Source organism: Jeongeupia wiesaeckerbachi (genome assembly GCF_050916355.1).
Lineage (GTDB): Bacteria > Pseudomonadota > Gammaproteobacteria > Burkholderiales > Chitinibacteraceae > Jeongeupia > Jeongeupia wiesaeckerbachi.
In genome coordinates this window covers 2,382,020-2,408,827 of record NZ_CP136946.1, presented here as the reverse complement: position 1 = coordinate 2,408,827, position 26,808 = coordinate 2,382,020, and the positions used below count along the sequence as shown (strand labels likewise).

General features: G+C 64.2%; 25 protein-coding genes. 7 read left to right on the top strand and 18 right to left on the bottom strand.

All coding sequences use genetic code 11. The features are described from left to right. Positions 1-120: 120 nt before the first annotated feature. The 13 genes from radA to R0382_RS11660 all read right to left on the bottom strand — a co-directional run bounded on the left by radA (position 121) and on the right by R0382_RS11660 (position 12,893). The gene (gene radA / locus R0382_RS11720; RefSeq protein WP_432719770.1) at positions 121-1,482 is read right to left on the bottom strand and encodes a DNA repair protein RadA; all 1,362 of its coding nucleotides are present in this window, start codon (positions 1,480-1,482) and stop codon (positions 121-123) included. A 95-nt stretch (positions 1,483-1,577) separates the two neighbouring features. Next, positions 1,578-2,888, bottom strand: a complete 1,311-nt coding sequence (gene flgL, locus R0382_RS11715; protein ID WP_432719769.1) for a flagellar hook-associated protein FlgL — start codon at positions 2,886-2,888, stop codon at positions 1,578-1,580. A gap of 11 nt (positions 2,889-2,899) precedes the next feature. Beyond that, the gene (flgK, locus tag R0382_RS11710) at positions 2,900-4,855 is read right to left on the bottom strand and encodes a flagellar hook-associated protein FlgK (protein WP_432719768.1); all 1,956 of its coding nucleotides are present in this window, start codon (positions 4,853-4,855) and stop codon (positions 2,900-2,902) included. 43 nt (positions 4,856-4,898) lie between these two features. After that, the gene (gene flgJ / locus R0382_RS11705; protein ID WP_432719767.1) at positions 4,899-5,879 is read right to left on the bottom strand and encodes a flagellar assembly peptidoglycan hydrolase FlgJ; all 981 of its coding nucleotides are present in this window, start codon (positions 5,877-5,879) and stop codon (positions 4,899-4,901) included. 219 nt (positions 5,880-6,098) lie between these two features. Next, the gene (locus tag R0382_RS11700; RefSeq protein WP_432719766.1) at positions 6,099-7,196 is read right to left on the bottom strand and encodes a flagellar basal body P-ring protein FlgI; all 1,098 of its coding nucleotides are present in this window, start codon (positions 7,194-7,196) and stop codon (positions 6,099-6,101) included. 23 nt (positions 7,197-7,219) lie between these two features. Then, positions 7,220-7,864 (bottom strand): flagellar basal body L-ring protein FlgH, encoded by a 645-nt coding sequence (locus tag R0382_RS11695; protein ID WP_432719765.1) that lies wholly within the window; start codon positions 7,862-7,864, stop codon positions 7,220-7,222. Positions 7,865-7,921: 57 nt separating this feature from the next. After that, positions 7,922-8,707, bottom strand: a complete 786-nt coding sequence (flgG, locus tag R0382_RS11690; RefSeq protein ID WP_432719764.1) for a flagellar basal-body rod protein FlgG — start codon at positions 8,705-8,707, stop codon at positions 7,922-7,924. Positions 8,708-8,735: 28 nt separating this feature from the next. Then, complete coding sequence (flgF, locus tag R0382_RS11685; protein WP_432719763.1) at positions 8,736-9,473, bottom strand: flagellar basal-body rod protein FlgF; 738 nt, start codon at positions 9,471-9,473, stop codon at positions 8,736-8,738. 71 nt (positions 9,474-9,544) lie between these two features. Continuing rightward, positions 9,545-10,843 carry a flagellar hook protein FlgE gene (gene flgE, locus R0382_RS11680; protein WP_432719762.1) on the bottom strand — a complete coding sequence of 433 codons (1,299 nt, stop codon included), beginning with the start codon at positions 10,841-10,843 and terminating at the stop codon, positions 9,545-9,547. Between the two features lie 57 nt (positions 10,844-10,900). Beyond that, positions 10,901-11,572, bottom strand: a complete 672-nt coding sequence (locus R0382_RS11675) for a flagellar hook assembly protein FlgD (RefSeq protein WP_432719761.1) — start codon at positions 11,570-11,572, stop codon at positions 10,901-10,903. 20 nt (positions 11,573-11,592) lie between these two features. After that, a complete protein-coding gene (gene flgC, locus R0382_RS11670; RefSeq protein WP_432719760.1) occupies positions 11,593-12,006 on the bottom strand; it encodes a flagellar basal body rod protein FlgC in 414 nt (137 codons plus the stop codon). Positions 12,007-12,014: 8 nt separating this feature from the next. Next, entirely contained in the window at positions 12,015-12,419 is a 405-nt protein-coding gene (gene flgB / locus R0382_RS11665) for a flagellar basal body rod protein FlgB (RefSeq protein ID WP_432719759.1), read from the bottom strand. Between the two features lie 144 nt (positions 12,420-12,563). Further along, positions 12,564-12,893, bottom strand: coding sequence for a DUF2325 domain-containing protein (locus R0382_RS11660; RefSeq protein ID WP_432719758.1), 330 nt, complete (start codon positions 12,891-12,893; stop codon positions 12,564-12,566). A gap of 145 nt (positions 12,894-13,038) precedes the next feature. Here R0382_RS11660 and R0382_RS11655 point away from each other — a divergent pair, with 145 nt between their 5' ends. Genes R0382_RS11655 through R0382_RS11645 form a run of 3 tightly spaced genes read left to right on the top strand, consistent with a single transcriptional unit; the run spans position 13,039 to position 15,435 of the window. Then, the gene (locus R0382_RS11655) at positions 13,039-14,658 is read left to right on the top strand and encodes a mechanosensitive ion channel family protein (protein ID WP_432719757.1); all 1,620 of its coding nucleotides are present in this window, start codon (positions 13,039-13,041) and stop codon (positions 14,656-14,658) included. Continuing rightward, on the top strand, positions 14,655-14,963 hold the full coding sequence (locus R0382_RS11650; RefSeq protein WP_432719756.1) for a helix-hairpin-helix domain-containing protein: 309 nt from the start codon (positions 14,655-14,657) through the stop codon (positions 14,961-14,963). Before R0382_RS11655 ends, R0382_RS11650 begins: the two co-directional genes overlap by 4 nt. Positions 14,964-15,018: 55 nt before the next feature. Further along, positions 15,019-15,435 carry a cupin domain-containing protein gene (locus tag R0382_RS11645; RefSeq protein WP_432719755.1) on the top strand — a complete coding sequence of 139 codons (417 nt, stop codon included), beginning with the start codon at positions 15,019-15,021 and terminating at the stop codon, positions 15,433-15,435. Between the two features lie 4 nt (positions 15,436-15,439). On the opposite strand, the gene R0382_RS11640 is transcribed toward R0382_RS11645, so the two are convergent. The 4 genes from R0382_RS11640 to R0382_RS11625 form a co-directional block, all read right to left on the bottom strand. Then, on the bottom strand, positions 15,440-16,414 hold the full coding sequence (locus R0382_RS11640) for an NAD(P)H-quinone oxidoreductase (RefSeq protein ID WP_432719754.1): 975 nt from the start codon (positions 16,412-16,414) through the stop codon (positions 15,440-15,442). A gap of 186 nt (positions 16,415-16,600) precedes the next feature. Beyond that, positions 16,601-17,752, bottom strand: a complete 1,152-nt coding sequence (gene zapE, locus R0382_RS11635; RefSeq protein ID WP_432719753.1) for a cell division protein ZapE — start codon at positions 17,750-17,752, stop codon at positions 16,601-16,603. 251 nt (positions 17,753-18,003) lie between these two features. Next, positions 18,004-18,609, bottom strand: coding sequence for a peroxiredoxin (locus tag R0382_RS11630; RefSeq protein ID WP_432719752.1), 606 nt, complete (start codon positions 18,607-18,609; stop codon positions 18,004-18,006). A gap of 132 nt (positions 18,610-18,741) precedes the next feature. Continuing rightward, positions 18,742-19,707 (bottom strand): HAD family hydrolase, encoded by a 966-nt coding sequence (locus R0382_RS11625; protein ID WP_432719751.1) that lies wholly within the window; start codon positions 19,705-19,707, stop codon positions 18,742-18,744. A 304-nt stretch (positions 19,708-20,011) separates the two neighbouring features. Between R0382_RS11625 and R0382_RS11620 the strand changes: the two genes are divergently transcribed. Then, on the top strand, positions 20,012-22,024 hold the full coding sequence (locus R0382_RS11620) for an FAD-dependent oxidoreductase (protein WP_432719750.1): 2,013 nt from the start codon (positions 20,012-20,014) through the stop codon (positions 22,022-22,024). Between the two features lie 94 nt (positions 22,025-22,118). Here the strand turns inward: R0382_RS11620 and R0382_RS11615 are convergent, their stop codons facing one another. Continuing rightward, entirely contained in the window at positions 22,119-23,594 is a 1,476-nt protein-coding gene (locus R0382_RS11615; protein ID WP_432719749.1) for a DegQ family serine endoprotease, read from the bottom strand. A gap of 360 nt (positions 23,595-23,954) precedes the next feature. Here R0382_RS11615 and R0382_RS11610 point away from each other — a divergent pair, with 360 nt between their 5' ends. Genes R0382_RS11610 through tssA form a run of 3 tightly spaced genes read left to right on the top strand, consistent with a single transcriptional unit; the run spans position 23,955 to position 26,777 of the window. Further along, the gene (locus R0382_RS11610; protein WP_432719748.1) at positions 23,955-25,394 is read left to right on the top strand and encodes a hypothetical protein; all 1,440 of its coding nucleotides are present in this window, start codon (positions 23,955-23,957) and stop codon (positions 25,392-25,394) included. Next, positions 25,391-25,654 (top strand): PAAR domain-containing protein, encoded by a 264-nt coding sequence (locus R0382_RS11605; RefSeq protein ID WP_432719747.1) that lies wholly within the window; start codon positions 25,391-25,393, stop codon positions 25,652-25,654. Before R0382_RS11610 ends, R0382_RS11605 begins: the two co-directional genes overlap by 4 nt. A gap of 19 nt (positions 25,655-25,673) precedes the next feature. Continuing rightward, positions 25,674-26,777 carry a type VI secretion system protein TssA gene (gene tssA / locus R0382_RS11600; RefSeq protein WP_432719746.1) on the top strand — a complete coding sequence of 368 codons (1,104 nt, stop codon included), beginning with the start codon at positions 25,674-25,676 and terminating at the stop codon, positions 26,775-26,777. Positions 26,778-26,808: the final 31 nt, after the last annotated feature.

Below are 26,808 nucleotides of genomic sequence, written 5' to 3'. Positions count from 1 at the left end.
GCTTGGTGTGGTGTGGTTGCCGATGCGCCGCAGCGCGGCGTTATCGAATCAATGGGGGCATTTTATCGTCATTCAATCACGAACCGGCAAAAACGATTCAATCGCCACGATAGCGCACAGCTACAAGGCCGCACCGACCGCATCGGCCAGACGCTCTACCGCCGTGACGGTCATGCCTTCGATCGGCTGGCGCGGCCGGTTGGCCTTGGGCACGATCGCATGGGTAAAGCCGAGCTTGGCAGCTTCGCGCAATCGCTCCTGGCCGCGCTGTACCGGCCGGACCTCACCGGCGAGGCCGACCTCGCCGAACACCACCAGCTTGTGCGGCAAGGGCTTGTCCTTGAGGCTGGAGACGATCGCCAGCAGCATTGCCAGATCGGCGGCCGGCTCGCTGATCCGGACCCCGCCGACGGCGTTGATGAACACGTCCTGATCGAACGCGGCAATGCCGGCGTGCCGGTGCAAGACCGCGAGCAGCAAGGCCAGCCGGTTCTGCTCGACGCCGACGGCCAGCCGCCGCGGCTGCGGCGCGTGTGCGTCGTCGACCAGCGCCTGCACCTCGACCAGCATCGGCCGCGAGCCTTCCTGCGTCACCAACACACACGAGCCGGACACCGGCTCCTTGTGCTGGCTTAAAAACAGCGCCGACGGATTGGCAACTTCCTTGAGCCCCTTGTCGGTCATCGCAAAGACGCCGAGCTCGTTGACCGCGCCGAAACGGTTCTTGATCGCGCGGATCAGCCGGAAGCTCGAATGCGTATCGCCTTCGAAGTACAGCACCGCATCGACGATGTGTTCGAGCACGCGCGGCCCGGCCAGCGCGCCCTCCTTGGTGACGTGACCGACCAGCAGAATGGTCGTGCCGTGGCGCTTGGCAAAGCGCGTCAGCTGCGCCGCGCACTCGCGCACCTGGGCGACGCTGCCCGGCGCACTCGTCAGTTGCTCGGTGTACATGGTCTGGATCGAGTCGATGACGACAACCTGCGGCTTCTCACGATCGAGCATGGTCAGGATGCGCTCGAGGCCGATTTCGGCAAACAGCGACACCGGCGCATCGGCCAGATCGAGCCGCTTGGCACGCAGCGCGATCTGCTGCGCCGATTCCTCGCCCGAGACGTAAAGCACCTTGCGCGACGAGGCCAGCCGGGTCAGCGCCTGCAGCAACAGCGTCGACTTGCCGATACCGGGATCGCCGCCGATCAGCACCACGCCGCCGGGCACCAGCCCGCCGCCGAGCACGCGATCCAGCTCGCCAATACCGGTTGCCGTGCGCGGCAGCTCCTCGGCGTCGACATCCGCGAGCTGCCGGACCTGACCGTCGGCGGCAAGCGCGGCGAAGCGGTTACCGCTGGCGCTCGGCTTGGCTTCGGCAATGGTCTCGCTCAGCGAGTTCCACTCGCCGCAGCTCGGGCATTGCCCCTGCCACTTCGGCGACAGGCCGCCGCAGGCGTTGCAGCTGTAAACGGTTTTGTCTTTGGCCATCGGGGGCTCGTACGTCGATGAATCAGCCCGCCATTGTAGCAGCGCAATGCAAACGGCCCGCTTGCGCGGGCCGTGGCGGGGAGAAATACCGGCAGTTACAGGTATTTGAACAGACTCATCCCCTGCACCTTCGAGAACGTCGCCCGCGCGGCGTCGAGCAGTGTCTGCGTCATCGCAAAATCGCTGAGCGCCTTGGTGTAGTCCAGATCCTGCAGGCCGGACAGCGTCTTGCTGTACTGCAGATCCAGATCCTCATTGGTGCTGCGCACCGATTCGGTTTCCTTCATCCGCGCGCCGATCGACGCCTGCGTCGTCAGCACGCTGTCGAGCGCGTTCGACAAATTGCCGATCACCCGGCCCAGGCCGGTCTGGTACGTCGCCTTCGAATTCTCGTCGAACTGCGTCGCACCGAGGATGCCCGAGAAATCGGCCAGCATCGAGAACATATCCTGGCTCTGCGACGGCTTGACGCTGAAGCTGTCGCCGTTGGCCGGTACACCCTTGACGCTGATCGACACACCGGCGTCCCAGTTGGCGCCGGCCGGATCGGTCGGCAGGCGCTTGAACTCGATCTCGCTACCGGCGTTGTAGCCACGCGGCATCGCCCCGGCGCGCGCACCGCCGGCGTAATCGTAGCCATCGATCATCGACTTGTTGCTCGTTGCATCGACAATGTCGTACGTCGTCGCACCAGCCGCATCGACGCTGAACGACACCTTGTAGTCCCGCACGTTGCCGGTAGCGTTCCATTGCAGCGGATTGGTCACCGTGCCGATGTCGACCGTCCCCGACCCGGTATTACCAGCGGTAGCGCCGGTCTGGAATATGCCGTTGCCGTTCTTCACCGAGCCGAAAACCGCACTGCCCGAATCCGAAATCGGCAGATTGCGCGAGGCCGAGATCTGCACCAGCCGCTGGCCTTCGTCGCCGAGATACTGGACGTTGCCGAAGCTGGACTCGGAAAACGGCTTGGTGCTGCCACGGAATCCGGAAAACAGGTATTGGCCGGTGCCGTCGGTGGTATTCGCCAAGCCCATCAGCTCTTCATAGCGTGACTTCAACTCGACGTTGACCGATTGCAGGTCCGCGCTGCTCAACGCCGGATTGCCCGCCTGCACCGCCAGCTGCTGGACGTTCTGCACCAGCTCGACGACCTGTTGCAGCGTCGATTCGGTCAGCCCGAGCGCCGAATCGACCGCCTTGCTGTTGACGCTGTACTGCGCATTGACCGACTGCGCCTGATTCACCGACAGCGCGCGTGCGGCGCCGATCGGGTCGTCCGACGGCGTCAGGATGCGCCGGCCGGTGGACAGCTGGTTCTGCAACCGTACCTGCGTCGACTGCTGCGACTGCAAGCCGCGGTTGCTCAGGGCATAAACCGTGCTGGTGGCGACACGAATGGCCATCTTGTTCTACCTCAGTTCGCGATCTGCAGGATGCTCTGGAAAGCCTCCTGCGCAATCTGGATGACCTTGCTGGCGGCCTGATAGGCCTGCTGGTAACGCAGCAGATTGGCCGCCTCTTCGTCGAGGTTGACGCCGGCAACCGACGCCCGCGCATCCTCGGCCTGGCCGAGCACGGTGTCCTGTGCGTCGGCCATGATCTTGGCGTCGTTGGTCTGGACACCGACCGCCGACACCATCTGGCCGTAGGCATCCTGGAAGCTGACCGAGCCCTTGTTCATCAGCTTCTGCGTCTGCAGCCCGGCCATCGCCAGCGCGTTGCGGCCGTCGGCGTCGCCATTGGTGTTCGGGCCGATCTTGACGGTGTCGCCGGCCGCCGGCGTACCGTCGAGTTTCATCGACCAGCCGTTGGCCGAAACCGTCATCCCCGGGGTATAGGCCTGTGCCGGGCCAGGGAGACCAGTGACTGGATCGGTAATCGTGAACGACGTCGGCGACGTGAAATTGATCGTCATCGGGTTCTGCAGCGTAGCACCGGGCTTCCAGGTCGCATCGGTCACCGGCACCGTCACCGCCGGCTGCGAATACGTCAGCGAGCCGGTATTGGTCTTCGGTGCCGACGCGATGACCGGGCCGGCTGCGGCCACACGGTTCGGATCGGTCATGCTGACCGACAGGCCGCGGATGAAACCGTCGGTCGGTGAAACGGTGAAGCGGTCGCCGGCGTTCATCGAACCGCTGGCAATCGACAGCTTGATGCCGTCGACGACCGGGCCCGCAGCCATCGCGGCCGGGCTCAGCACGGTTTTCTGCTTGTCCGACTGCCGGGTCACGACGTAGTTGGTACCGTCGAATGCCAGTTCGTAATTGCTCGCGGTCAACTGGCCCACGTCGGCCACATAGCCGGTCACCTGCGCATTGCCGGTATTGCCCGTGTTGGACAGCACCGAGCCGAGCACCGGCGCGCCACTGACCGGATCGGTCTTGAAGCCGAACATGCCGGTGCCGAGTGCGCCGGTCAGGTCGATGCCGGCACGCTGCTGGGTATTGATCGCCTGCGTGGTCGCCATGGCAATCTGGTTCAGCGACGACTGCGCGGTATCGAGCGTCTTGCTGCGGAAATCGAGCAATCCCTGCAACTTGCCGCCGGTCAGCTGATTCTCGGGCAGGAACACCACATTATTGTTCTGCTTGTAGACGATCGACAGTCGGCGCGGATCGCCCGGCGACGCCTCGACGCCGAGTTCGAACGGCTGGTTGCCGACGACGAGGCTCTGGCCGTTGCCGATGAAGACGTTGATCGAGCCGTCTTCCTGCGTGGTCGCGGTCGCCTTCACAAAGGTGTTGAGCTGTTTGACCAATTCGTCACGCTGGTCGAGCAGATCGTTGGGCGGATGGCCGCTGCCACCCTGCACCGCAATCTGGTTGTTCAGCTCGGCAATCTGCTTGGAAATGGCGTTGATGCTCGACGTGGTATTGGTCAGTTCGCCATTGAGGTTATCGCGCAGCTCGGTCAGTCGCTGATCGAACACCTGGAAGCGGTTGACCAGCGTCTGCGCCGACGACAGCAGCGCCTGCCGCGACGGTGCATTCGACGGATTGGTGGCGACATTCTGGATCGCGCTGAAGAAATCCTGCAGCGCCGGCGTCACCCCGGCAGTCGGGTCGGCGACGATATTGTCGACTTCGCTCAGATGCGACAGCAGCTGGTTGTAATAGCTGGACTGCGCCTGCGCGGTCTGGACGTTGCGGGTGAGAAACTGGTCGTAAGAGCGACGAATTTCGTCGACGCGAACGCCGAGGCCGACAAAACCGCTGCCGCTGAGCTGCGGATACGGCGCGCTCTGAACGATGTTCTGACGCGAGTAACCCGGTGTACCGCCGTTGACGATATTGTGACCCGTCACGGTCAGACCGAGGTTGGCCGCGTTAAGGCCGGAAACGCCAATCCCGAAGATGCTGGAAGCCATGATTGATTACTCCGAATACTCCTGCTTATCGGCAGGATGGGCATTAACTTGAGGCGGCGCCGTTCAATTGTCGGCCGATCCGGCGTGCCACCGAGGCAAACTTGTCGGCGTACTGCGGATCGGTGGCGTAGCCCTTGGCCTGCAGCGCGCGAGCAAAGCCGAGCGCATCCTCGCCCTTGCCGACCGCTTCGCCGAAGCGGCGACGGATCAGCCCGGCGTAATCGGCCAGCGCGTCGGTGTACGAATCGTAGGCGCGGAATGACTCGACCCGCTTCTGCGCCACGCCATCGACGTACTCGGTCGTCATCACGTCGACGGTCTTGCCCTGCCAGTCCTTGCTCGCCTTGATGCCGAACAGGTTGTGACTGTCGCCACCGGCCGCATCGCGGATCGGCTTCTTGCCCCAGCCGGTTTCCAGCGCCGCATGCGCCAGCAGCAGCTGCGGTGCGACGCCGAGCGTCGGCGCCACCGACTTGGCGGCAGCCAGCACCTTGTCGACAAAGCCACCGCCGGTCACGGCCGAAGCAGAGAAGTCATTACCCCGGGTCCCGCCACGGCCTGCCGCCGAAGCGGCAAAGTATTGCCCGACCATCCCGTCACGGCCGGCCGCCGAAGCGGCAGAATTTGCCGCCACACTGCCGCCGGTCACCGGTGCCAGTTCGCCCTGTTGCCGCGACTGGTGCCGCTGCACCGTCTTCAGCAAGGCCGGATTCTGCATGACCTCGATCTGCCGCTCGATGGAACCGGCCAGCCCGACGCCGCCACGCTTGGCCAGCGTCAGCGCCATCTGCTGGTCGTACAAACCGCGGTACAGATCGGTCGACGACGACTGCAACTCGTCGTAATGCGGCGATGCGTCGCGCATCGACTTGACCAGTTGCTGCATCAGCAGGCTTTCGAACTGTTGCGCCACCGCGTGCGCGGCGGCCTTCGGCGACGTTTTGGCCGTCTGGCGCAAGGCATCGACACCGCGCACATCGGCGGCGAAATCCTGCACGGTTGAAACGGGAGTACGGGTCAGCATGAGAAAACCACGGCAAGGCTACCGCCGTTTATAAGCAAATGCTGTGCCTGACAAATTGAACCTCGCTTCAATTGAGGTTCAAACCAAGACAGACCTTTTCGCCAAATGTGCCAAAGCGCAGAAACCGGTGCGTATTGCAGTCCGCATCCCCGCCTTTGGACACCCCCGAGCACGGGCCGAAACAAGGCGCATCGCAGCAGCGCCAAAGCGCCGGCGTGATCAGATCACCTCAAGCTCGGCCTTCAGGCTGCCCGCCGCCTTCATCGCCTGCAGGATAGACAGCAGATCCTGCGGCGTGGCGCCGACGGCGTTGAGGGCGCGGACGACGTCGCGCAGGTTGGCCGCTTTCGGCAAGCGAACCACACCGCCCGAGTCGGACTGGATCTGCACGTCGGCATTGGCCACGGTCCGGGTACGGCCACCGGCCAGCGGGTTCGGTTGCACCACCTGGTTGTCGGTCGTGATCGTCACCGTCAGGTTGCCATGCGACACCGCGCACGGATCGATCTCGACCGACTGGTTCATCACGACCGACCCGGTCCGGGCGTTGATGATGACCTTGGCGATGGCTGGCGCCGGATTGACGTCGATGTTTTCGAGCCGGCCGAGGAAGGCGACGCGCTGGTTGGCGTCCTGCGGCGCCCGCACCTGAACGACGCGACCGTCGAGCGCGGCGGCCACCGGGCCGAAGTTGCGGTTGATCGCGTCGACCATGCGGCTGGCCGTGGTGAAATCGGTCGTCAGCAGTTCGAGCTGGACGAACTCGCTGTTGTTCATCGTATTCGGCACCGCACGCTCGACCGTGGCGCCGTTCGGAATCCGCCCGGCAGCGAGCGAGTTGATCGTCACGCTGCTGCCCGCTGCCGATGCACCGGCGCCCGGAATGATGATATTGCCCTGCGCCATGCCGTAGGTCTGGCCGTCGGCGCCCTTCAACGGCGTCAGCACCAGCGTGCCACCACGCAGGCTCTTGGCGTTGCCGATCGACGAGACGGTCACGTCGAGCGGCTGGCCCGGGCGGGCGAACGCCGGCAAGGTTGCCGTCACGGTCACCGCGGCGACGTTCTTCAATTGCAGATTGCCGCCGGTCGGCACCTGGATACCGAGGTTGTTGAGCATATTGATCACCGACTGCACGGTGAACGGCGTCTGCGTCGTCTGGTCGCCGCTGCCGTCGAGGCCGACGACAAGGCCGTAACCGATCAGCTGGTTGTCACGCACGCCGGCGATTGACGCCAGCTCGCGCAGTTTCTGTGCCTGCGCCGGCAAAGCCGCCAGCATGCCCAGCGCCGACAGCGCCACGATCCATTTTTTCATGCTGGCCCCCATCACGTACCCCATCAGAACGGCATCACGTTGAGGAACAGCCGCTGCAACCAGCCGACCGAATTGGCATCGGCGATCGCGCCCTGCCCGACCTGCTCGATCCGGGCATCGGCGACACGCGTCGACGACACGACGTTGCCGGTCTTGATATCGAACGGATTGACGACGCCGGTGAAGCGCCAAGCGTTCTGGTAGCCGTTGACGGCAATCTGCTTTTCGCCGCCGACGATCAGGTTGCCGTTGGGCAGCACCTCGATCACCGTCACCGCCAGAATGCCGCGCAGCGTATTGCTGTTGTTGGTCGCGCCCTTGCCCGAGAAGGTATTGCCGCTCGACATGCTGACGTTGGCATCGAAGAACTTGCTCAGCGCGCCCGGGAAGTAAGGCAGATCGCCCGAGCCGCCGACCTTGGCGCTACCGTCGCGGTTGGCACTGCTGGTCGACGAGTTGCTGGCACTGAGGTTTTCCTCAATCTGGATCGTCAGCGTGTCGCCGACATAGCGCGCGACGCGCTCTTCGAACAGCATCCGCGACGACGTCGTCTGGAAAATCGCCCCGGGATTTTGCTGCGTCGTCACCGGCGGCAACGGCCTGGCCGTCGTCGGCGCCGAGACGATCTGCGGCTGCATCGATGCGCATGCCGACAATAACGCCGCCATGACCACTGCTAATACACGCGCGAGAGCCTTCACCTTGCTTCCTTTCCCTTCAGATTTTTACAGGTTCGACAGACGTTGCAGCATTTCATCCGACGTCTTCACCGCGCGCGAGTTGATCTCGTAGGCGCGCTGCGCCTCGATCAGGTTCACGAGTTCTTCGGTGACGTTGACGTTCGACGTTTCGACATAGCCCTGATTGATCGCGCCGAGGCCGTTGCTGCCCGGCTGGCCGATATTGGGCGCGCCCGACGCGGCGGTTTCCAGCATCAGGTTGTCGCCGACCGACTGCAGGCCACCCTGGTTGATGAAGCTCGCCAGCTGGATCGTACCGAGCTGCACCGGCGCCGACGTGGCATTGTTGATCACGGCCGACACGGTGCCATCCTTGCCGATGGTCACGCTGGTCGTGCCCTGCGGCACCTGCAGCGCCGGCTGCAGCTGATATCCGCTGGCGGTGACGACATTGCCCTGATTGTCGACCTGGAACGAACCATCCCGCGTGTAGGCGGTATTGCCGTCCGGCAGCGAAATCTGGAAGAAGCCCTGGCCGTTGATGGCCATGTCCAGGTTGCCGTCGGTGAGCTGCAGATTGCCCTGGGTGAAGATGCGCGCGGTGCCGACCGGTTTCACACCGGTACCGAGCTGCAGCCCGGTCGGCAGCTGCGTCTGCTGGCTGGTCGATGCACCGGGCTGGCGCAGATTCACATAGAGCAGGTCCTCGAACACCGCGCGCTGGCGCTTGAAGCCGTTGGTGTTGACGTTCGCCAGGTTGTTCGAGATGACGTCGACGTTCATCTGCATGGCGTCCATGCCGGTCTTGGCGGTCCAGAGCGAGCGAATCATGGCGGTTCCGTATTCTTATAGGGATTGATCAGGCGTTGAACGCCATTACCTGCGACGCGGCGCGGGCATTGTCATTGGCTTTTTGCAGCAGCTGGATCTGCACATCGTACTGACGCTGCGCCGAGATCATGTTGACCAGTTCGGCCACCGGATTGACGTTGCTGCCTTCGAGCATGCCGCCGGCCAGTTTCACCTCGGCCGACGCCGGCGCGGTCTCGCCCGAGCGCTCGCGGAAGAGTCCGTCGCTGCCGCGCTCGAGCCCGGCCACCGCCGGATTGACGAGTTTGAGCCGGCCCAGATCGTTGTTCTGCGTGACGTCGTCGAGCGACACGCCGCTGATGGTGCCGTCCGGGCCGATGGTGATCCGGGTGTTCTCGGGAATCGTGATCGGGCCGTTTTCGCCGAGCACGACCGCACCGCTGCGTGTTTTCAGCAAGCCGGCCGCGTCGATCTCGAAGCTGCCGTTACGCGTGTACGCCTCGCCGGTGCCGGTCTGCACGGTAAACCAGCCGTCGCCGTCGATCGCGGCATCGAGCTCGCGGCCGGTCTGCATCAGCGGCGCCGGCGTGAAATCGGCACCGGTGGTCTGCTCGGTGACGAAAGCGCGGGTCGACAACCCGCCGCCGAGCACCGGCAAGGCGCGGAACGCCGCCAGCTCGGAACGGAAACCCGGCGTCTGCGCATTGGCCAGATTGTTCGAAATGGTGTTCTGCCGCAGCATCGTGTGCTTGGCGCCGGACATCGCGGTGTAGATCAGCCGATCCATGTTTTTTTCCAGTCTGGATTCAAGGGATCCAAACCTGGCTCAGCAGGCGCAGCCGCCTAATGAGTCAGGTTTTAGCCAAGGTTCACCAGGGTTTGCAGGATCGTGTCCTGCGCCGAAATCGTCTTGGCGTTGGCTTGGTAATTGCGCTGCGCAGTGATCAGGTTGACGAGCTCGCCGGTCAGGTCGACGTTCGAATCTTCGAGCGCCGACGACTGCAGCCCGCCGAGGTTGCTCGATCCCGGATCGCCGACGTTGGCCGCGCCCGACGCGAAGGTTTCGCCCCAGCGGTTGTCGCCCAGCGGCTGCAAGCCCTGGACGTTGGCAAAATTCGCCAGCACGACCTGACCGATCACCTTGGTCTGGCTGTTCGAGTACGAGCCGACGATGACGCCGGATTTGTCGACGCTGATGCCGGTCAGCATGCCGTCGGCGTAGCCGTCCTGCGTGTAGGTCGCGCCGAAAGCGCTACCGAACTGGGTGCTCTTGGCAAACGACACCGGGAAGCTGAACGGGCTGGTTGCGCCGTTCGGTGCGGCCAGCGCCGTGGTGAAGGTGAAGCCGGCGGCATTGGTTGCCGGGTTCGACGTGGTGTCGAGCTTGCCGTTGCCGTCGAAATACAGGTAAGCCTGTGCGCCGCCGCTGCCGGTAGCCGGCACCGGGTTGGCGCCGTCGAACGACGTCTGCACTTCCCACTGGTTGGTGCTGGTCTTGGTGAAGTAGAACGTCAGCGAATGGCGCACGCCCTGTGCATCGTAAACGCTGGCGGTCGTCGCATCGGTGTAGGTGGTCGGGTCCTGCACATTGATCGGGCCGACGCCGGTCGGCGGTGCGGCGCGGTCGATGATGGGCTTGGAACCGTCCAGATTGGTGATCATCGCCAGACCGGCATTGGCCAGACCCGATGCACCGGTCGCGCTGGCGCCGACGTTACCGACGGTCAGCTGCAACGGTTGCGGCACACCGCCCTTGTTCAGCAGGCCGCTGCGTGCATCGACCGGCCAGCCCGTCAGCATCTGGTTGCCGTTGACGATGTAGCCATTACGGTCGAGCTGGAACTGGCCGTTGCGGGAGTAGCTGACGCTGCCGTTCGGATCGACCACGCGATAAAAGCCGTTGCCGGTAATCGCCAGATCGAGCGGATTGCTCGTGGTGCTGATATTGCCCTGGCCGAACTGCTGCGCAACGCTATCGAGCCGCGAACCGATGCCGGCGAGCGTGCCCGAGTTGGCGAAGGTCGCTGCGTAGATGTCGGAGAACTCGGCACGCGAGCCCTTGAAGCCGACCGTGCTGGCGTTGGCGATGTTGTTGCCGATGACGTCGAGACTCTTCGACGACGCATTCAGACCGCTCAAACCTTGTTGGAAACCCATCTCTGCCTCCAGCGGCCGGTGTGTACCCGGCCCATTCTGTGTGTTGTTGGTAGCGAATCAGCGCAGTTGTGCGATGTCGGCAAAATCGATGATCTTGCCGCCGGCCAGCTGGACCCTGGGGCCAGTGGCGGAAAAGGTCACGCTCTCGACTTTCTGCCAGCCGAACACGTCGATTTCCTGTCCCTTGCCGCCCAGCTCGGTGGTGGCGCGCACGTGATAGCTGCCTGGAGGCGCATCGGTGCCGTCGGGCAGCTTGCCGTCCCAGTTCACATGGGTGTAACCGCTTTGCGAGGCGCCGACATCGACCGTATCGACGACATTGCCGGCGGAATCCAGAATCGACACCTTGGTCCCGGTATGGCCGGTCGGCAACACCACACCCAGATCAAAACCACCCGGGCCGGTGTAGTTGCTGATCTCCTTGATCGGCGCCATCACATCCTTGCCGACCACGGAAACGGCCTGCAGGCTTTGCGAACCGGCCATACCCGCCATCATCTGCATCATGGTGGTGTTCAGTTGCTGGATGCCGGTGACCGTATTGATCTGCGCCATCTGCGACGTCGTCTGGGCGTTGTCCATCGGGTTCATCGGGTCCTGATTCTGCATCTGCGTGATCAGCAGCTTCAGGAAGCTCTGCTGCATGTCGACAGCGCTGTCCTTGGCCTTGCCGGCCTTGGCGTTGAGTGTGCTGTAGTCGAAACCACTGGTGGCGTTGACGGCGGACATGGTGCGCTCTCCGGTACGGATTAGACTTGGCCGAGCTGCAGCGTGCGCTGCAACAAGGTCTTGGCGGTATTCATCACGTCGGCACTGGTCTGGTACGAACGCGATGCGGAAATCATATTGGTCATTTCTTCGACGACATTGACGTTGGGCATGGCCACGTAGCCATTGGCGTCGGCGAGCGGATTGGCCGGCTCGTATACCAGCTTCGGCGGCGTCGGATCCTCGATCACACCGGCGACCCGGACACCCGGCGTCGTGGCACTGCCACCGGGCAGCGGCGCAACCTGGAATACGACCTGACGCGCACGGTAGGGCTGGCCGTTCGAACTCGTTGCCGATTCGGCGTTGGCAAGATTGCTGGCGACGGCGTTGAGGCGCTGCGATTGCGCTTTCATCGACGAGGCGGCGATATCAAAAACCTGAAACAGCGACATGGCGGGCCTTATTGAGCGTTCAGCGCGGTTTTCATCGACGAAATCCGGCTCTGCATGAAGGTCAGCGCGGCCTGATAACGCAGCGTGTTGTCGGCGAACTGGCTCATCTCGGTATCCATTTCAACCGTGTTGCCGTCGATCGCGCCCTGCGCCGGCACGCGGTAGCCCAGATGCGGCGCCAGCGGATCAAACGCCGCGGCCGGCTGCAGGTGGCGCGGATCGGTTTGCTGCATCGCCGGCTGTTGCACATCGCCCATGGCGGCCTTGAACGCGGCGCCGAAATCGAAATCCCGCGCCTTGTAGTTCGGCGTGTCGGCATTGGCGATATTCGCCGCCAGCACCTGCTGCCGCTCGCTTCTGAGCCTGAGCGCGGTTTCCTGCGGTTTGAAGTAGTCGTCGATGCGTCCGAGCATGGGGTCAGCCGGTTGGTCAATCACGGTTTCCTGATAAAGCAGGAAGCGTGCCACCGTCTGCGGCGAGCAAAAACAAGGCCCGGCGCAAAGGCCGGGCCTGTTTGGCAAGGGGGCGGCGGCAAGTTTTGCCGCCCTGCTGCCGGATCAGTGCAATTTGCGCTGCGGGCAGGTATCGCACGGATTGGTGGCACAGTGGCCGAGCTTGTCGAGCGTCTGCGACAGCGAGCACACCGAGCGGCGGCAGGCGACAAAGCGGATGTTTTCTTCGTTGGCCAGTTCGCGATAATGGCGCATGACGTTGTGGCCGAGAAAGTCGGTAAACAGGATGATCAGGTCGACGCCCTTGAGGCTGGCCGGCTTGCGCTGGTGCGCGGCATGGCGGCCAGAGACGTGCTTGTGAATGGTAATGCCGTAGCGGTTGAGCAGATCAGGAATGTTGCCAAGGACATCGGCACCCACCAGGTATGCGTTCATCGGATTTCTTCCTATGTATGATGAGATTGTTCCGGCTTGTGCCGCCGGTGCAATGCATTCAAACATAAATGAGATTCATTATCAATAATGAATTGAAGCGCCGGCGCCTGCCTGTCAGACGAACGGCATAACCGATAGACGAGCCATGCGCCTTTTTGCCTTCTTCCTGTTTTTCCTGTCGCTGTTTGCCCACGCCGACGATGCGTCGATGCCGCTGGCCGCCCCTGCTGCGGCCACTGCACCGGTCGCAGCCACGCTGAGCATCAACAACCGCAACATCGCCACCTTCCGCAGCAATCTGCTCGGCTCGTCGCCGCTGCAGCGGCAGGAGGCGGCCGACAAACGCATCCGCCGCGGGCTGGGTGAGGCATCGCCGCTCAAGCTCGCCACCCGGACCAACACCGAGGGCGGCGCGGTGCTGTATGACGGCAACCCGATCTTCTATATCAGCAACGCCGACGTCGACACGCTGGCTGGCGAAACACTGAACGGCAACCTCGAACACGCGACCAGCGAACTGACCGCGCTGATCAACGACACCCGAGGTTTCAGCAAGCCGCAGCAGTGGTTGTTCGCCGTTTCCAAGGCAGCGGCGGCCACGCTGGTCTTCGCGCTGGGCCTGTGGCTGCTGAGCCGGCTGTGGGTGCTGTGGAACCGCTTGTTGCGCTTCATGCTCGCCCAACTGATCAACAAGCTGCGCAATATGCGCAATGTCGTTCCGGTCCGGCTGATCAAGCTGAGCCTGCGCGTGCTCGGCTATCTGGTGTTCTGGCCGAGTGCGCTGGCGCTCGGCTATGTGTGGATGTCCTACGTCTTGCGACTGTTCCCGTACACGCGGATCTGGGGGGAGCAACTCGACGCGGCGGTACTCAAGCTCTTGAGCCAGTTCGCCATCGCCATCCTGTCGGCGCTGCCGAGCCTGGCCGTCGTCGTGCTGATCCTGGTACTGACGCGCTGGTTCGTTCGCGGCATCAATTATCTGTTCGTCCAGGTCGAGTCGGGCCGGGTCCAGTTCGGCTTCTTCGACGCCGATACCGCCGCGACGACCCGCAAGCTCTTGTCGGTGGCGGCGTGGCTGTTTGCCATCGCGATGATCTATCCCTACCTGCCCGGCGCGAATACCGACGCCTTCAAGGGACTGAGCGTCATCGTCGGCCTGATGGTGTCGCTCGGCGCATCCAGCGTCGTCGGCCAGTTTGCCTCCGGCCTGATCCTGATCTACTCGCGCTCGATCAAGGTCGGCGAGTACGTGCAGATCGGCGATGAGGAAGGCACGGTGATGGAAATCGGCATGTTCGCCACCAAGGTGCACACCAATCTGCGCGAGGAAATCAGCATTCCGAACTCGGTGCTGGTCAGCCAGGCGGTGAAGAACTACTCGCGGCTGGCGCGCGGTGGCGGCGTGATCTGCAAGATCGCCGTCACCATCGGCTACGACACACCGTGGCGCCAAGTGCACGCGATGCTGCTCGAAGCCGCGCGCCGCACGCCCGGCTTGCGGCAGGATCCCGCATCGGTGGTCTACCAGACCGCGCTGTCCGACTTCTACGTCGAATACCATCTGCGATTCGCCCTCGACGAGCCGCGTCTGCGGCTGCAGATCCTCTCTGATCTCAATGGCAACGTGCAGGACGTGTTCAATGAATACGGCGTGCAGATCATGTCGCCGAATTACGAAGCCGACACCGAAACGCCCAAGCTGGTGAAGCCGGAAGACTTTTACCTCGCGCCGGCCAAGCGTCCGGACGCCGCCGGCACGCCATGAATCCGGCCAAGGTCGACCGCGCCCGGGTCCGACGACTCGAGGACCTGCCGAACATCGGCAAGGCCTGCGCGGCCGACCTGCGGCTGATCGGCATGCTTGAGCCGGCGCAGCTCGCCGGCCAAGATCCCTACGCGCTGTACGACCTGCTGTGCGTGGCCACCGCCACCCGGCAGGACCCGTGCATGATCGACGTCCTCATCTCGATCGTCCGCTTCATGGATGGCGAACCGCCGCAACCGTGGTGGCACTACACCGCCGAACGCAAACGGCTGCTTGGCGCCCGACACCATCAATCGGCCGACTGAACCGGCGTCATCCTGCATCGCCATACTTGGGCGGTTGACGCAGCGGACGATGGCCATGGACGACACACAGCGCAAACCGGTTTTTCTCGCTCCCGACGCGGGCCGCAACTACGCGATGGGTGGCATTCGCGCGGTGTTCAAGGCCGATTGCAGCGAGACCGCCAACGGTTATTCGATCTCGGAATGGTGGCTGGACCCGTACACGCGCGGACCGGGCGCGCATCACCATGACGAGGACGACGTGTTCTTCGTCGTCGACGGGGTGATGTCTTTCCTGATCGGCGACAGCTGGCACGATGCCGCCAGAGGCAGTTTCGTGCTGGTACCGGGCGGCGTGCAGCACGATTTCGAGAACCGCAGCGGCGCCCGCGCCGGGGTGCTCAACCTGTCCTTCCCCGGCGGCTTCGAGCAACACATGCCAGCGATCGTCGACTGGTTTGCCGCGCATCCGCCGGGCGACACGCGTCGCTGAGCGCTCAATCGAACGCGAGCACGACCTTGCCGCGATTGCGGTTCTGCGCCACGTAGTCATGCGCCGCCTGCACATCCCGGGCGGCGAACACCCGGTCGAGCGACGGACGCAATGCGCCCTTCACCACCGCCGGCACGATGTGCGCCGCCAGCGCCTGCGCCAGCCGCGTCTTCACCGCCAGCGACTGGCTGCGCAATGCCGAACCCAGTACGCGCTGACGCTTGACCAGCAGCAGGCCAAGATTCAATTCGGCCGACGTCCCCCGCAACAGGCCGATGACGATGAGCCGGCCATCGCGGTTCAGGCATTGCTGATCACGGCCGAGATAGTCACCGCCGACGGTTTCCAGAATCAGGTCGGCGCCGCCGGCAGCCTTCACCTCAAGAACGAAATCCTGTTCGCGATAATTGATCACCCGATCAGCACCGAGCGCGGTACACCACGCGGCCTTCTCAAAGCTGCCGACGGTGGCGAACACCACCGCGCCCAGGCGCTTGCCGAGCTGGATGGCCGCCGCGCCGATACCGCTGGCACCGGCGTGCACCAAAAGCCGCTGACCGGCCTGTAATTCACCGAGTTCGACCAGATTGAGCCACACCGTCATCCACACTTCGGGCAGGCTGGCCGCCTCGGCCCAGCTCAGCACCTCGGGCTTGCGGATCGCCAATGCGGCGTCGAGCACGCAGTACTCGGCGTAAGCACCGCCGGGAACGAGGCCGAATACCGCGTCGCCGATCGCAAAATCAGCGACGTCATCACCGATCACCACAACCTCGCCGGCCACCTCCAACCCGAGCACTGCCGACTCGCCGGGCGGCGGCGGATAGTGGCCGGCTGCCTGGACCAGATCGGCACGATTGATCCCGGCCGCGCGGACGCGGACCAGCAGCTGGCCGGGCTTCGGCACCGGCCTTGGCAAATCGCCATAGACGAGCTGCGGATAACGGCCCGGCAGGATCGCTTTCATCGTTTCGGCCATAGCCACCTCAGATCAACGCATTCGAAACGCACCGGCAAACCGTCGCGAACCGGTGCACGGCCGGGCGCCTGCGCCGGAGCGATGGACATGAAATCCATGAGAACGCCGGCGGACGCATACCTTGGGATGTTGCGAGACGCGCACGACACAGGATTGCGACCGCGCCACGGGTTCTGCCACTCGGTTTCAGGTTTCGGAAATCCCCGCCAGCTGCTCCTGCACGCTCTGGTGCGGCAGCGCGAGGTATTCCTTCGATTGCATCTCGGTCAGCCGGCTGGCGGTGCGGAAGAACTCGCTCGCCTGCGTGCCTTCGGTATAGAGCGCGTCGACATCGACCGCCGCCGACAGGATCAGCTTGACGCGGTGATCGTAGAACACGTCGACCAGCCAGGTCAGCCGCCGCGCCTGATTCGACGTCGCCGGCCCCAGCTTCGGGATATTGGCGACGATGACCGTGTGGTAGCGCTTGGCCAGTTCGAGGTAATCGGCCTGCGCGCGGCCGTCGCCGCAGACGACGGCGAAATCGAACCAGACCACGCCCGGCGCGTGCCGGAGCGCATTCAGCCGCCGCCCCTCGACCGTCAGCGTTTTCGACAAGGCCGCGCCGGTGGCAACGGCGTCGAAAATCGCTGCCAGCTCGGCGTCGGTATCGGCGCCCACCGGCGCCAGATAAGTGCGTGCCTTCGACAAGGTACGCATCCGGTAATCGTTGCCCGAGTCGATGTTGAGCACATCGAGCTTGTCTTTCAGCAAAGCAATCGTCGGCAGGAAATTGGCCCGCTGCAGGCCGTTCGGATACAGCCCGTCCGGCGCATAGTTGCTGGTCGCGATCAACACTACGCCGCGTGCAAACAGGTGCTCCATCAGCCGGCCGAGGATCATCGCGTCGGCGATGTCGGAGACATGGAATTCGTCGAAGCACAGCACCCGCACCGACTTGGCCCACTTCTCGGCGACGCGCGCCATCGGGTCGTCGGTCCCGGACTGCTTTTTCAGTTCGGCATGGACTTCCTGCATGAACTGATGGAAATGCAGCCGCTTCTTGCGCTTGTACGGCAGGCTGGCAAAGAACGCATCCATCAAAAAGCTCTTGCCGCGACCCACACCGCCCCAGAACCACAGCCCGCGCGGCAAGGCCGGTTGCGGCAGCAGCGACTTGCCCAAAAATCGGCCGCGCTTGCGCTTGAACTCGACCAGCTCGTGCCACAAGGTATCGAGCCGGGCGATCGCCGCGGCCTGTGCGCCGTCGACAATGAAACCATCCAGCCCTTTCAGGCCGTCGTACCAGGCTTGCGGGCTTTGCCCCTCTTGCGGCGGGGCGATCACGTGTTGCGACATGCGAAAAACCAGATGACGGCAAAGCGGCAATTATGACCGATCGCCCAACAAAAAGCGCCGCCCAAGGGCGGCGCTTTTGCGCAAATCGATGCTTGACGCATCGATCATCCAAATCGTTCAGCAGGCCGGCGAGCCAAAGCAGGTCGGGCTCGCCCGAAGCGCAGACGCCGGAATGGACATCAAGTCCATGAGGACGCCGAGCATCGGACGGGCACGAGATGCGCAGGCGCAGCCCGCCTGATGAATGATTTTTACAGGGCGGCGGCTTCTTCGGCCAGATACTTGGCCACGCCAGCAGCGTCAGCCTTCATGCCCTTCTTGCCCTTGTTCCAGCCAGCCGGGCAGACTTCGCCGTGCTCTTCGGTGAATTGCAGTGCATCGACAACGCGCAGCATTTCGTCGATATCGCGACCCAGCGGCAGGTTGTTCACCACTTGGTGCTGAACCACGCCAGCCTTGTCGATCAGGAACGAGCCGCGCAGCGCAACGCCGGCGCCAGCCAGTTCAACGTCGTACGCCTGGCAAACTTCGTGCTTGATGTCGGCAACGAGGGTGTAACCAACTTGGCCGATACCGCCCTTTTCAACCGGGGTATTGCGCCATGCGCTGTGGGTGAAGGCGCTGTCGATCGACACGCCGATCACTTCGACATTGCGCTTCTTGAACTCTTCCAGGCGGTTGTCGAAGGCGATCAGTTCGGACGGGCAGACGAAGGTGAAGTCCAGCGGGTAGAAGAACACGACGGCGTACTTGCCTTCGATGGCCTTCTTGAAATTGAAGTTGTCGTCGATCTGGCCATTGCCGAGAACGGCAGAGGCGTTGAAGTCCGGAGCGTTTTTGCCAACGAGTACGGCCATGGAAGTTCTCCTGAGTCGGTGTGATAAAAATCGCGTAAAAGGTAGTCGCTACGGAAGGATGCTGTCCAATCGGCATTGTTGATGCCACCGATAGACTCAGCCTATCCTCAAGCAACCCGCCGCCAAGTATACCTAGCGCAGCATGTCACGCGCGTGAAGCACGAGCGCGGTCGGCTCGGCCGGTGCCGTACCGGGCTGCGATGGCTGTGACGAGGCCGTCGCCGCGCCGCCGCGCCGCCAGTCCCGTTCGGCATCGACGACCAGCCAGCCAAGATTCAAGGCTGCGGCCTGCACCTGCTCGGCGCCCTCGCCCCGATCGAGCAAGGCGACAAAACGGGTCCGGCCCGCCGATACCCATTGCAGCAATGGCAGATCGGCATCGCTGTCGCCAAAGGCCAGCACCGGCCGGCGACCGATCGCCCGCTCAACCGCCACCGGCTTGGCCGCGCCGGTCAGGATTGTTTCGAACGCCGGCGCCCGGACGATGGTTGCACTACCGCCCTGCACCGCCAGCCGGGCCTTCAGCGTACTCGCGACCACCTGCTCCGATGGAACGCCATAGGCACGCTCAGCCCAAGGCCGGACAAAGCCACTCTCGCCGCTAGAGACGATCCACGTCCGGAAGCCGTTGGCCCGCAGATAGGCCATCAGTTCGAGCAGTTGCGCATGACCCTGCGCCGCGCCCCGATTGGCGGGGTCGGCCAGCCAGCGCTGCACCCGCGCCGCCAGCGCATCGACGCTGCCGTCGTGCGTGGCAGCAATCAGCGCTTGCGCGTCGGCCGCGCTTTTCACCGGCTGGCCGGCCAACACCGCGCTGAATGGCGGCGTCTTCTGCCATTCCGGATGCTGCGGCGCCAGACGCTTGATCTCATCGGCAGAGAAAGCCAGCTCGGCGCTGCTGGCGTACAGCAGTGGCTCGTCAACATCGAATACCGCGGTGCGCGCTTCGGGCGGCAGGTAATCCGGTGTTTTTTCCTTGGTGACGCGGGCGACGAAACCGGTGATCGCCACCTTGCTCGCGCCGTCCTGCCACGACGGCAGCGGATCGGCATGAGCGGTAGCGGCAACGAACAGCAATAGGGCAATCAGACGGGACATGAACGTGCTCCGGCGGGGGTTTGGTCCAGCTTAGAACCTGTTCACGCTCTTTTCGCGCCAGCATTCGGGGCGGCACCGCTGGTGGGCAAGGCGCGTACCGTGCAGCGGTACAGACGCCGCAAGCGGTTTGCAACACGGTATGCCGCTGGCTGCCGGGCGGCAGGTCCTTGAACGCGCCAGGATGCAGGCTGTTTGAAAACCGGCCTTGCGGGCAAACCCCGACTACCGCTTGCCGTGCCCCGGCGCTAGGCTCAAAATTCAAACAGTCTTTTGAAACAGTCCTAGTCGCACTACCGGAGCCGACATGACCGCCTATCCCCACCTGCTCGCCCCGCTCGATCTGGGCTTCACCACGCTGAAAAACCGCGTGCTGATGGGCTCGATGCACACCGGGCTAGAGGAAGCACCGGATGGCCCCGAGCGGCTGGCGGCGTTCTATGCCGAGCGCGCCCGTGGCGGCGTCGCGCTGATCGTCACCGGCGGCATTGCACCGAACCCGGCCGGACGCATCTATCCGGATGCCGCGATGCTCGCCAGCGACGCCGACATCGCCCGCCAACTGCCGGTGACGCAGGCGGTGCACGACGCCGGCGGCAAGATCGCGCTGCAGATCCTCCACGCCGGCCGCTATGCCTATCATCCGGATGCAGTCAGCGCCTCGGCCGTCGCCTCGCCGATTTCGCCGTACACGCCACGCGCACTGAGCCACGACGACATCCTGCAAACCATCGCCGACTTCGCCAACACGGCGCGACTGGCGCGCGAAGCCGGTTACGACGGCGTCGAAATCATGGGGAGCGAGGGCTATCTGATCAACCAGTTCCTCGTTGCGCGCACCAATCAGCGTGATGACGACTGGGGCGGCAGTTTCGAAAACCGCATGCGCCTTGCGATCGAAACGATGAAGGCCGTGCGTAAGGCCGTCGGTGACGATTTCATCGTCATTTTCCGGCTCTCGCTGCTCGACCTCGTGCCGCAGGGCGGCACTTTCAACGAGGCCATCCAGCTCGCCAAGGCACTCGAAGCCGCCGGTGTCACGCTGATCAACACCGGCATCGGCTGGCACGAGGCGCGCATCCCGACCATTGCGCAGGCGGTGCCGCGCGGCGGTTTTGGCTGGGTGACCGCCGCACTGAAACCGCACGTCAGCGTGCCGCTGATCGCGGTCAACCGCATCAACACCCCCGAAGTGGCCGAAGCGGTGCTCGACAGCGGCGCCGACATGGTCTCGCTGGCGCGGCCGATGCTCGCCGACGCCGACTTCGTCGCCAAGGCCGCGCGCAACGCCGCCGACGAGATCAACACCTGTATCGCCTGTAACCAGGCTTGCCTCGACCACGCGTTCGAAGGCAAGCCGGCCAGTTGCCTCGTCAACCCGCGCGCCGGACGCGAGACGGTGTTCGTGATCCAGCCCGCCGCAGCGAAAAAGCGCGTTGCCGTCGTCGGCGCCGGCCCGGCCGGTCTGTCGGCGGCGCTGACCGCGGCGCAATGTGGCCACGCGGTGACGCTGTTCGAAGCAGCCGATGCAATCGGCGGCCAGTTCCGCCTCGCCAGCCATGTGCCGGGCAAGGAAGAATTCCGCGAAACGCTGCGCTACTTCGGCCGCCAGCTCGAGCTGGCCCATGTCGACATCCGCCTCAATGCTCCGGTCAATGCGACCGACCTTACGGGCCACTACGACCACGTGATCGTCGCGACCGGTGTCAAGCCGCGCATCCCCGCCATCGCCGGCATCGACCACCCCAAGGCCATCGCCTATCCGGACCTGCTGTCGGGCAAGGTCGCGCCACAAGGCCACGTCGCGATCATCGGTGCCGGCGGCATCGGCGTCGATACCGCGGTGTTCCTGTCGGAAACCGGTCACCATGGCGATGCCATCGGCGATTACCGCCACGACTGGGGCATCGACGACACGCTGACCCATGCCGGCGGCCTGACCCCGCCGCACGTCACACCGTCGCCGCGCGAGATCTGGCTGTTGCAACGGCGCAAGGGCCGCCCCGGCAGCGGCCCCGGTAAGACCACCGGCTGGGTGCACCGGCTGGCACTGCAGCACCGCGGCGTGCACCTGCTCGGCGAGGTCGAATACCTGCGGATCGACGACGAAGGTCTGACTATCCGCCACAGCGGCAAGGAGGAAACGCTGCCGGCCGATCAGGTGGTGATCTGCGCCGGACAGGAATCGGTCAACGCGCTCTACGACGAACTCATCGCCGACGGCGTCAGCGCTTTCCGGATCGGCGGCGCCGAAAAGGCCGGCGAGCTCGACGCCAAGCGCGCGATCGAGGAAGGAATGAAGGTCGCACTGGCGTTGTAAATGCAACGGGCCGCGCAAAGCGCGGCCCGGATGGCGATTTCATGCAGAAAAAGTACCGGACCGGTCCCTCAACCGGTCCAGCCTGTTGAACCAGTCAGCCCAGATCCAGCGGCACAAAGATCTGCGCGTCATCGCGTTGCACCAGCAAGGCGATGTGCTTGCCGGCCTTGGCAGCAAGGCTGCGCAGCTCGTCGATCGAGCTCACCGGCTTGCCGTTCAACGCCAGCACCACGTCGCCGGGCTGGATGCCTGCCTTGGCTGCCGGGCCGCTGACCTGGCCCACCACCAAGCCGGCGCTCAAACCGCTTTCGGCTTTTTCCTGCGGGTTGAGCGGCCGCACCGACAGACCGAGCTTGGCCTGACCTTCATCGCTTTGCGCCTGGGCCGCTTTGACGTCCTTGGCGGCGTCGATTTTCACCGACAGTACTTTTTCCTTGCCGTCGCGCCAGATCGTCATCGGCACGCTGTCGCCCGGTTTCACGCTGGCCACCAAGGGCGGCAGATCACCTGACGATGCAATCGGCGTGTCGCCGAACTTGAGCACGATGTCGCCCGGCTTCAGCCCGCCCTTGTCACCGGCGCCCCCCGGATTCACGCCACTGATCAATGCACCGTTGGGCGACTTGAGTCCGAACGACTCGGCCAGCGACTGATCGACGTTCTGCACCATCACGCCGAGCTGGCCGCGCACGACCTTGCCGTGGGCCAGAATCTGCGCCTCGACCTGTTTGACGACGTCGATCGGGATCGAGAACGACAGGCCCTGGAAACCGCCCGAACGGCTGTAGATCTGCGAATTGATCGCGATCACCTCGCCCGCCGCGTTGAACAGCGGCCCGCCCGAGTTGCCCGGGTTGATCGCCACGTCGGTCTGAATGAACGGCACGTAGCTTTCGTCGGGCAGGCTGCGCGATTTTGCCGAGACGATGCCGGCGGTCACCGAGTTCTCGAAACCGTAAGGCGAACCGATCGCCAGCACCCAGTCACCGACGCGCGATGCTGCCGGATCGCCCAGTTTCACCGTCGGCAGATCCTTGGCGTTGATGCGCAGCACCGCGACGTCGGTCGGCTTGTCGACACCGATCACCTTGGCCTTGAACTCGCGCTTGTCGGTCAGTTTGACCGTGACTTCGCTGGCACCATCAACGACGTGCGCATTGGTCAGGATCAAGCCATCGGCGGCAACAATGAAACCGGACCCCAGCCCCCGCGTGACCTGCGGGCGCTGCGGCTGCATCGGCACGCCAAAGCGGCGGAAGAATTCATAGAAGGGATCGTTCGGATCGAGTCGTGGCCCCTGCTGCGCGTCGGCCGTCTTGGTCATGCCGGTGACACTGATATTGACCACGGCCGGGCCGTAGCGCGTCACGATGTCGTTGAAGCTGGGCAGGCCGGCGGCGGCAGGCGCGGACAGCGGCGCGGCGGTCTGGGCGGCCACCACCGGTGCCGATGGCGCAGCCCCCGCCAGGGGCAAGGCACGGCTGCTGATCGCGCCGACCGCGCCACCGAGCGCCGCCGCGACGACGAGCGCACTCAACTTGGGCCACCAGGTTTTTGCTTGGATCTGCATTGTGCGAGCTCCGCTGGGTTGGGACAGGCTCACCTTAGCGTAGCGCGACTTAAAGAAAACTTAAGGCCTTGTTGCCGGCAGCCTCGGCGCAAACTGCGCGCTTGCGCAACCAGCCGCTTCACGTCGTCGAAGTGACAATCCTCCCCCCTCGACAGCAACACCTTTTTCGAGCCGAAATGCTTGGAAAACGATCCGAGCGGCGCGCTTGCCGCCGGAGGGTACGCACACCGGCACCGCGTTGGAGGCAACGCATCTATTTACAAAAAAACTCAAACATCAAGACAGACAAGCGACACCTAAGGAAAAACAGATAAAATAACCAGCAACAATCAAGAAAGAATTTCCAAGAAAAAAGTAAGCATGATTCTCAATCTCTCGCTCCTGATCGGTCTGGCCGTACTGTGGCTGGGCTTGCTTGGCTTCGTCATTCCGTTCAATGCCGGTGCGATGTCCGCACCATCGCTGTTCGGGCTCTTGGTCCTGCCGCCGCTGCTGTTCGCACTGGGCATCGTGCTCTGGCGCAGTTGGCGAACCAAGCGCGAAGCAGCCCGACAACAAGCCGATGCAGAGGCACAGACCAAGGCACAAGCGGAACGCCTTGCGCAGGCGCGCCAGACGCACGATGCCGAGTTGCGCGAGCGGCAGCATCTCGTCGAATGCCGAGCCGTCTGGGTCGACATCGCCATCGAAGCCCTGCCACCGTGGTGCGATGACATCCCGCCGCAAACGCTGTGGCAGCAACGCCCGCCTGAAATCAACGACACAGACCGTACCGCCGCACTGGCCAGCCCGCTGACCGACACACTGGGCATTGCCTTTACCGAAACGTCGGCGCTCGCCTTCCTGCCGCTCTACGTGCTGCCCGGCCGGGACCAGGACGGGCGCGCCTTGCTGGACCTGATCAAGCTGGCACACAACGACGCCGCTGCCGAAGCCGGCCTCGATGCCGTTCCGGCGACCGGCGGCAAGTTCCTGCCGGGCAGTGGCAGCATCAACGACCGCGTCATCGCCGTGTTGCGCAACGATCCGACGCTGCCGGGTCTGCTGCTGCTGGCGTGCGATTCGCCGCTGGCCGTCCAGCCCGACGACGACGAATTCGAACCGCTCGACTCCACGCAGCTTGAAGCCCAGCGCTGGCACGGCAAGCCCGGTCAGGCGGTCGTGTTGCAGCTTTTCACCCGCTCGGGCCTCGCGCCGGCCGGCGTGACCGACACGGTGGCCGGCGAAGCCGATCCCTACCAGCCCTACTGGGAGCGCGATCACGGCCGCGGCGACGATGCGTCCGGCTGGGGCCGCGTACCGGCGCATTTGCGCGCAGGTCTGCTGGATCTGGCACCGATTGCCCGCATTCATCTGAGTCGCGAGCTCTACAGCGATGCCGCCCTGCCCAAGGGCAATAAACTCAGCCAGCAACTGCGCGGCACCGTCGAAGGTGCGCTGATCAACGCCGGCTTGCGGCCGCTACCGTTCGACCCCGCCGAGGCCGGCGGTGACCTCAGCCACACGCTCGCCTGGCTGGCGCACAACTGCGGTGGTGTCGACGTCGGCGGCCAACGGCTGGCGGCGGTCGCCACGGTGCTCAGCTATTTCGAATCCGAACTCAATCCGATCAGCAATGCCAGCAACGTCGTCACCGAGTTCGGCGACGTCGGCGGCGCGCGTAGCGCCTTGCTGAACGCCATCGCGATCACCCACGCCGCGCAGCTGCAGCAACCGGTACTGATCGCCGAATTCGACGGTGATACGCAAATTGTCAGCAGCGTGGTCAGCCACGCTCTTCCCGAGGAACAAGCCGCATGAAAAAAGTGATCCGCCTCGGCGATCCAACCAGCCACGGCGGCTCGGTGGTCAGCGCCTCCCCCAACGCCAAGGCCATGGGCAAGGCCATTGCCCGGCTCGGCGACTCGGTCAGCTGTCCGAAAAAAGACCACGGCACCGAAACCATTGTCGAAGGCGATCCGAACTGGCTGGTCGACGGCAAACCGGTTGCGCTCGAAGGCCACAAGACCAGCTGCGGCGCCACGCTGATCTCCACCGTCCCCAATGTCGCCAAGGGCTGAGCCCGCTACGGAATCCCATATGGACAACAACCAGAACGCCCGGCTCGAGCTGCTGCTCGCGCCGGTTTCCGCCGACCATCCGGCTGGCGACGATCTCGCTTACTCGACCCTGTTTGACGCGATTCGAGAAGCCCGGCGCGCCGACGACCCCAGCCTCGACCTGGGCGAATGGGAATCGAGCCGCAAGAGCGCCGAATGGAGCAAAGTCCGCCAGCAGTGCGATGACGCGCTGGCGACCAAGAGCAAGGACCTGCAACTGGCGGTCTGGCTGGCCGAGGCACTGACCAAGACCGAAGGCTTCGGCGGGACCGCCTTCGGCCTCGACCTGATCGGCGGATTGCTGTCCCGCTACTGGGAAACGCTTTACCCCGAGCTGGATCCGGACGACCTTGACGAACGCATCGGCAAGCTCGAATGGCTGAACAACCAGCTCGGCCTCGCCTTGCGCCAGGTGCCACTGGTGTCGCCGCAGCACGGTGGCTATGACTGGTACCGCTGGCAGGAGTCACGCGAAGTCGAAAACCTCGGCCTGCGCGATCAGGACGCACGCTCGCGTGCGATCGCCGAGGGCAAGCTTGCCGGCGACGTATTCGACAAAGCGGTCAACGCCTGCGGCCCGGCGTGGTTCCAGCGCCTCGCCGGTGAAATCGAAACCGCCCAGACCGCGTATACCGCGCTCGACCAGCAGCTCGACGCGCGTTTCGGCTACAACGCCCCGAGCCTGTCCGAGGTCCGCGACGCGCTGGCGGCAATCGGCGATGTCGTCCGCCGCTTGCTCGAGCAGTGTGGCGGCTCGGTCGCAGCCCCTGCGCCCGCCGCCGCGACACCCGTAACCCAGATGGCCCCCTTCGTTCCCCCGACTGCGAGCGCGTCGATGAACACTGCCCCTCAAGCCACCGTGACCGGCGGCCCGGTCACCACCCGTGCCGACGCCGTCCGCCAATTGCGCGAAGTCGCCCGCTACTTTCGCACCCACGAGCCGCACAGCCCGGTGGCGCTGCTGGCCGAGCGCGCCGCCAAGTGGGCGGAAATGCCGCTGGAAGAATGGCTGAAGACGGTGATCAAGGACGATTCGACCTTGGGCCAGCTCAAGGAGTTGCTCGACATCCGCGCCAACGATTGAACAAGCGCGGCACCAACAACAAACGGCCCGA

Coding starts and splice junctions, on each gene's coding strand:
- R0382_RS11675 (WP_432719761.1), bottom strand. CDS start 11,572: ATGTCCGCCGTCAACGCCACCAGTGGTTTCGACTACAGCACACTCAAC.
- R0382_RS11615 (WP_432719749.1), bottom strand. CDS start 23,594: ATGCAGATCCAAGCAAAAACCTGGTGGCCCAAGTTGAGTGCGCTCGTC.
- R0382_RS11625 (WP_432719751.1), bottom strand. CDS start 19,707: ATGTCCCGTCTGATTGCCCTATTGCTGTTCGTTGCCGCTACCGCTCAT.
- tssA (WP_432719746.1), top strand. CDS start 25,674: ATGGACAACAACCAGAACGCCCGGCTCGAGCTGCTGCTCGCGCCGGTT.
- R0382_RS11630 (WP_432719752.1), bottom strand. CDS start 18,609: ATGGCCGTACTCGTTGGCAAAAACGCTCCGGACTTCAACGCCTCTGCC.
- R0382_RS11645 (WP_432719755.1), top strand. CDS start 15,019: ATGGACGACACACAGCGCAAACCGGTTTTTCTCGCTCCCGACGCGGGC.
- R0382_RS11650 (WP_432719756.1), top strand. CDS start 14,655: ATGAATCCGGCCAAGGTCGACCGCGCCCGGGTCCGACGACTCGAGGAC.
- R0382_RS11605 (WP_432719747.1), top strand. CDS start 25,391: ATGAAAAAAGTGATCCGCCTCGGCGATCCAACCAGCCACGGCGGCTCG.
- flgE (WP_432719762.1), bottom strand. CDS start 10,843: ATGGGTTTCCAACAAGGTTTGAGCGGTCTGAATGCGTCGTCGAAGAGT.
- flgB (WP_432719759.1), bottom strand. CDS start 12,419: ATGCTCGGACGCATCGACGACTACTTCAAACCGCAGGAAACCGCGCTC.
- flgJ (WP_432719767.1), bottom strand. CDS start 5,879: ATGCTGACCCGTACTCCCGTTTCAACCGTGCAGGATTTCGCCGCCGAT.
- flgL (WP_432719769.1), bottom strand. CDS start 2,888: ATGGCCATTCGTGTCGCCACCAGCACGGTTTATGCCCTGAGCAACCGC.
- radA (WP_432719770.1), bottom strand. CDS start 1,482: ATGGCCAAAGACAAAACCGTTTACAGCTGCAACGCCTGCGGCGGCCTG.
- zapE (WP_432719753.1), bottom strand. CDS start 17,752: ATGTCGCAACACGTGATCGCCCCGCCGCAAGAGGGGCAAAGCCCGCAA.
- flgF (WP_432719763.1), bottom strand. CDS start 9,473: ATGGATCGGCTGATCTACACCGCGATGTCCGGCGCCAAGCACACGATG.
- flgC (WP_432719760.1), bottom strand. CDS start 12,006: ATGTCGCTGTTTCAGGTTTTTGATATCGCCGCCTCGTCGATGAAAGCG.
- R0382_RS11640 (WP_432719754.1), bottom strand. CDS start 16,414: ATGGCCGAAACGATGAAAGCGATCCTGCCGGGCCGTTATCCGCAGCTC.
- R0382_RS11610 (WP_432719748.1), top strand. CDS start 23,955: ATGATTCTCAATCTCTCGCTCCTGATCGGTCTGGCCGTACTGTGGCTG.
- R0382_RS11660 (WP_432719758.1), bottom strand. CDS start 12,893: ATGAACGCATACCTGGTGGGTGCCGATGTCCTTGGCAACATTCCTGAT.
- R0382_RS11655 (WP_432719757.1), top strand. CDS start 13,039: ATGCGCCTTTTTGCCTTCTTCCTGTTTTTCCTGTCGCTGTTTGCCCAC.
- flgG (WP_432719764.1), bottom strand. CDS start 8,707: ATGATTCGCTCGCTCTGGACCGCCAAGACCGGCATGGACGCCATGCAG.
- R0382_RS11620 (WP_432719750.1), top strand. CDS start 20,012: ATGACCGCCTATCCCCACCTGCTCGCCCCGCTCGATCTGGGCTTCACC.
- R0382_RS11700 (WP_432719766.1), bottom strand. CDS start 7,196: ATGAAAAAATGGATCGTGGCGCTGTCGGCGCTGGGCATGCTGGCGGCT.
- flgK (WP_432719768.1), bottom strand. CDS start 4,855: ATGGCTTCCAGCATCTTCGGGATTGGCGTTTCCGGCCTTAACGCGGCC.
- R0382_RS11695 (WP_432719765.1), bottom strand. CDS start 7,864: ATGGCGGCGTTATTGTCGGCATGCGCATCGATGCAGCCGCAGATCGTC.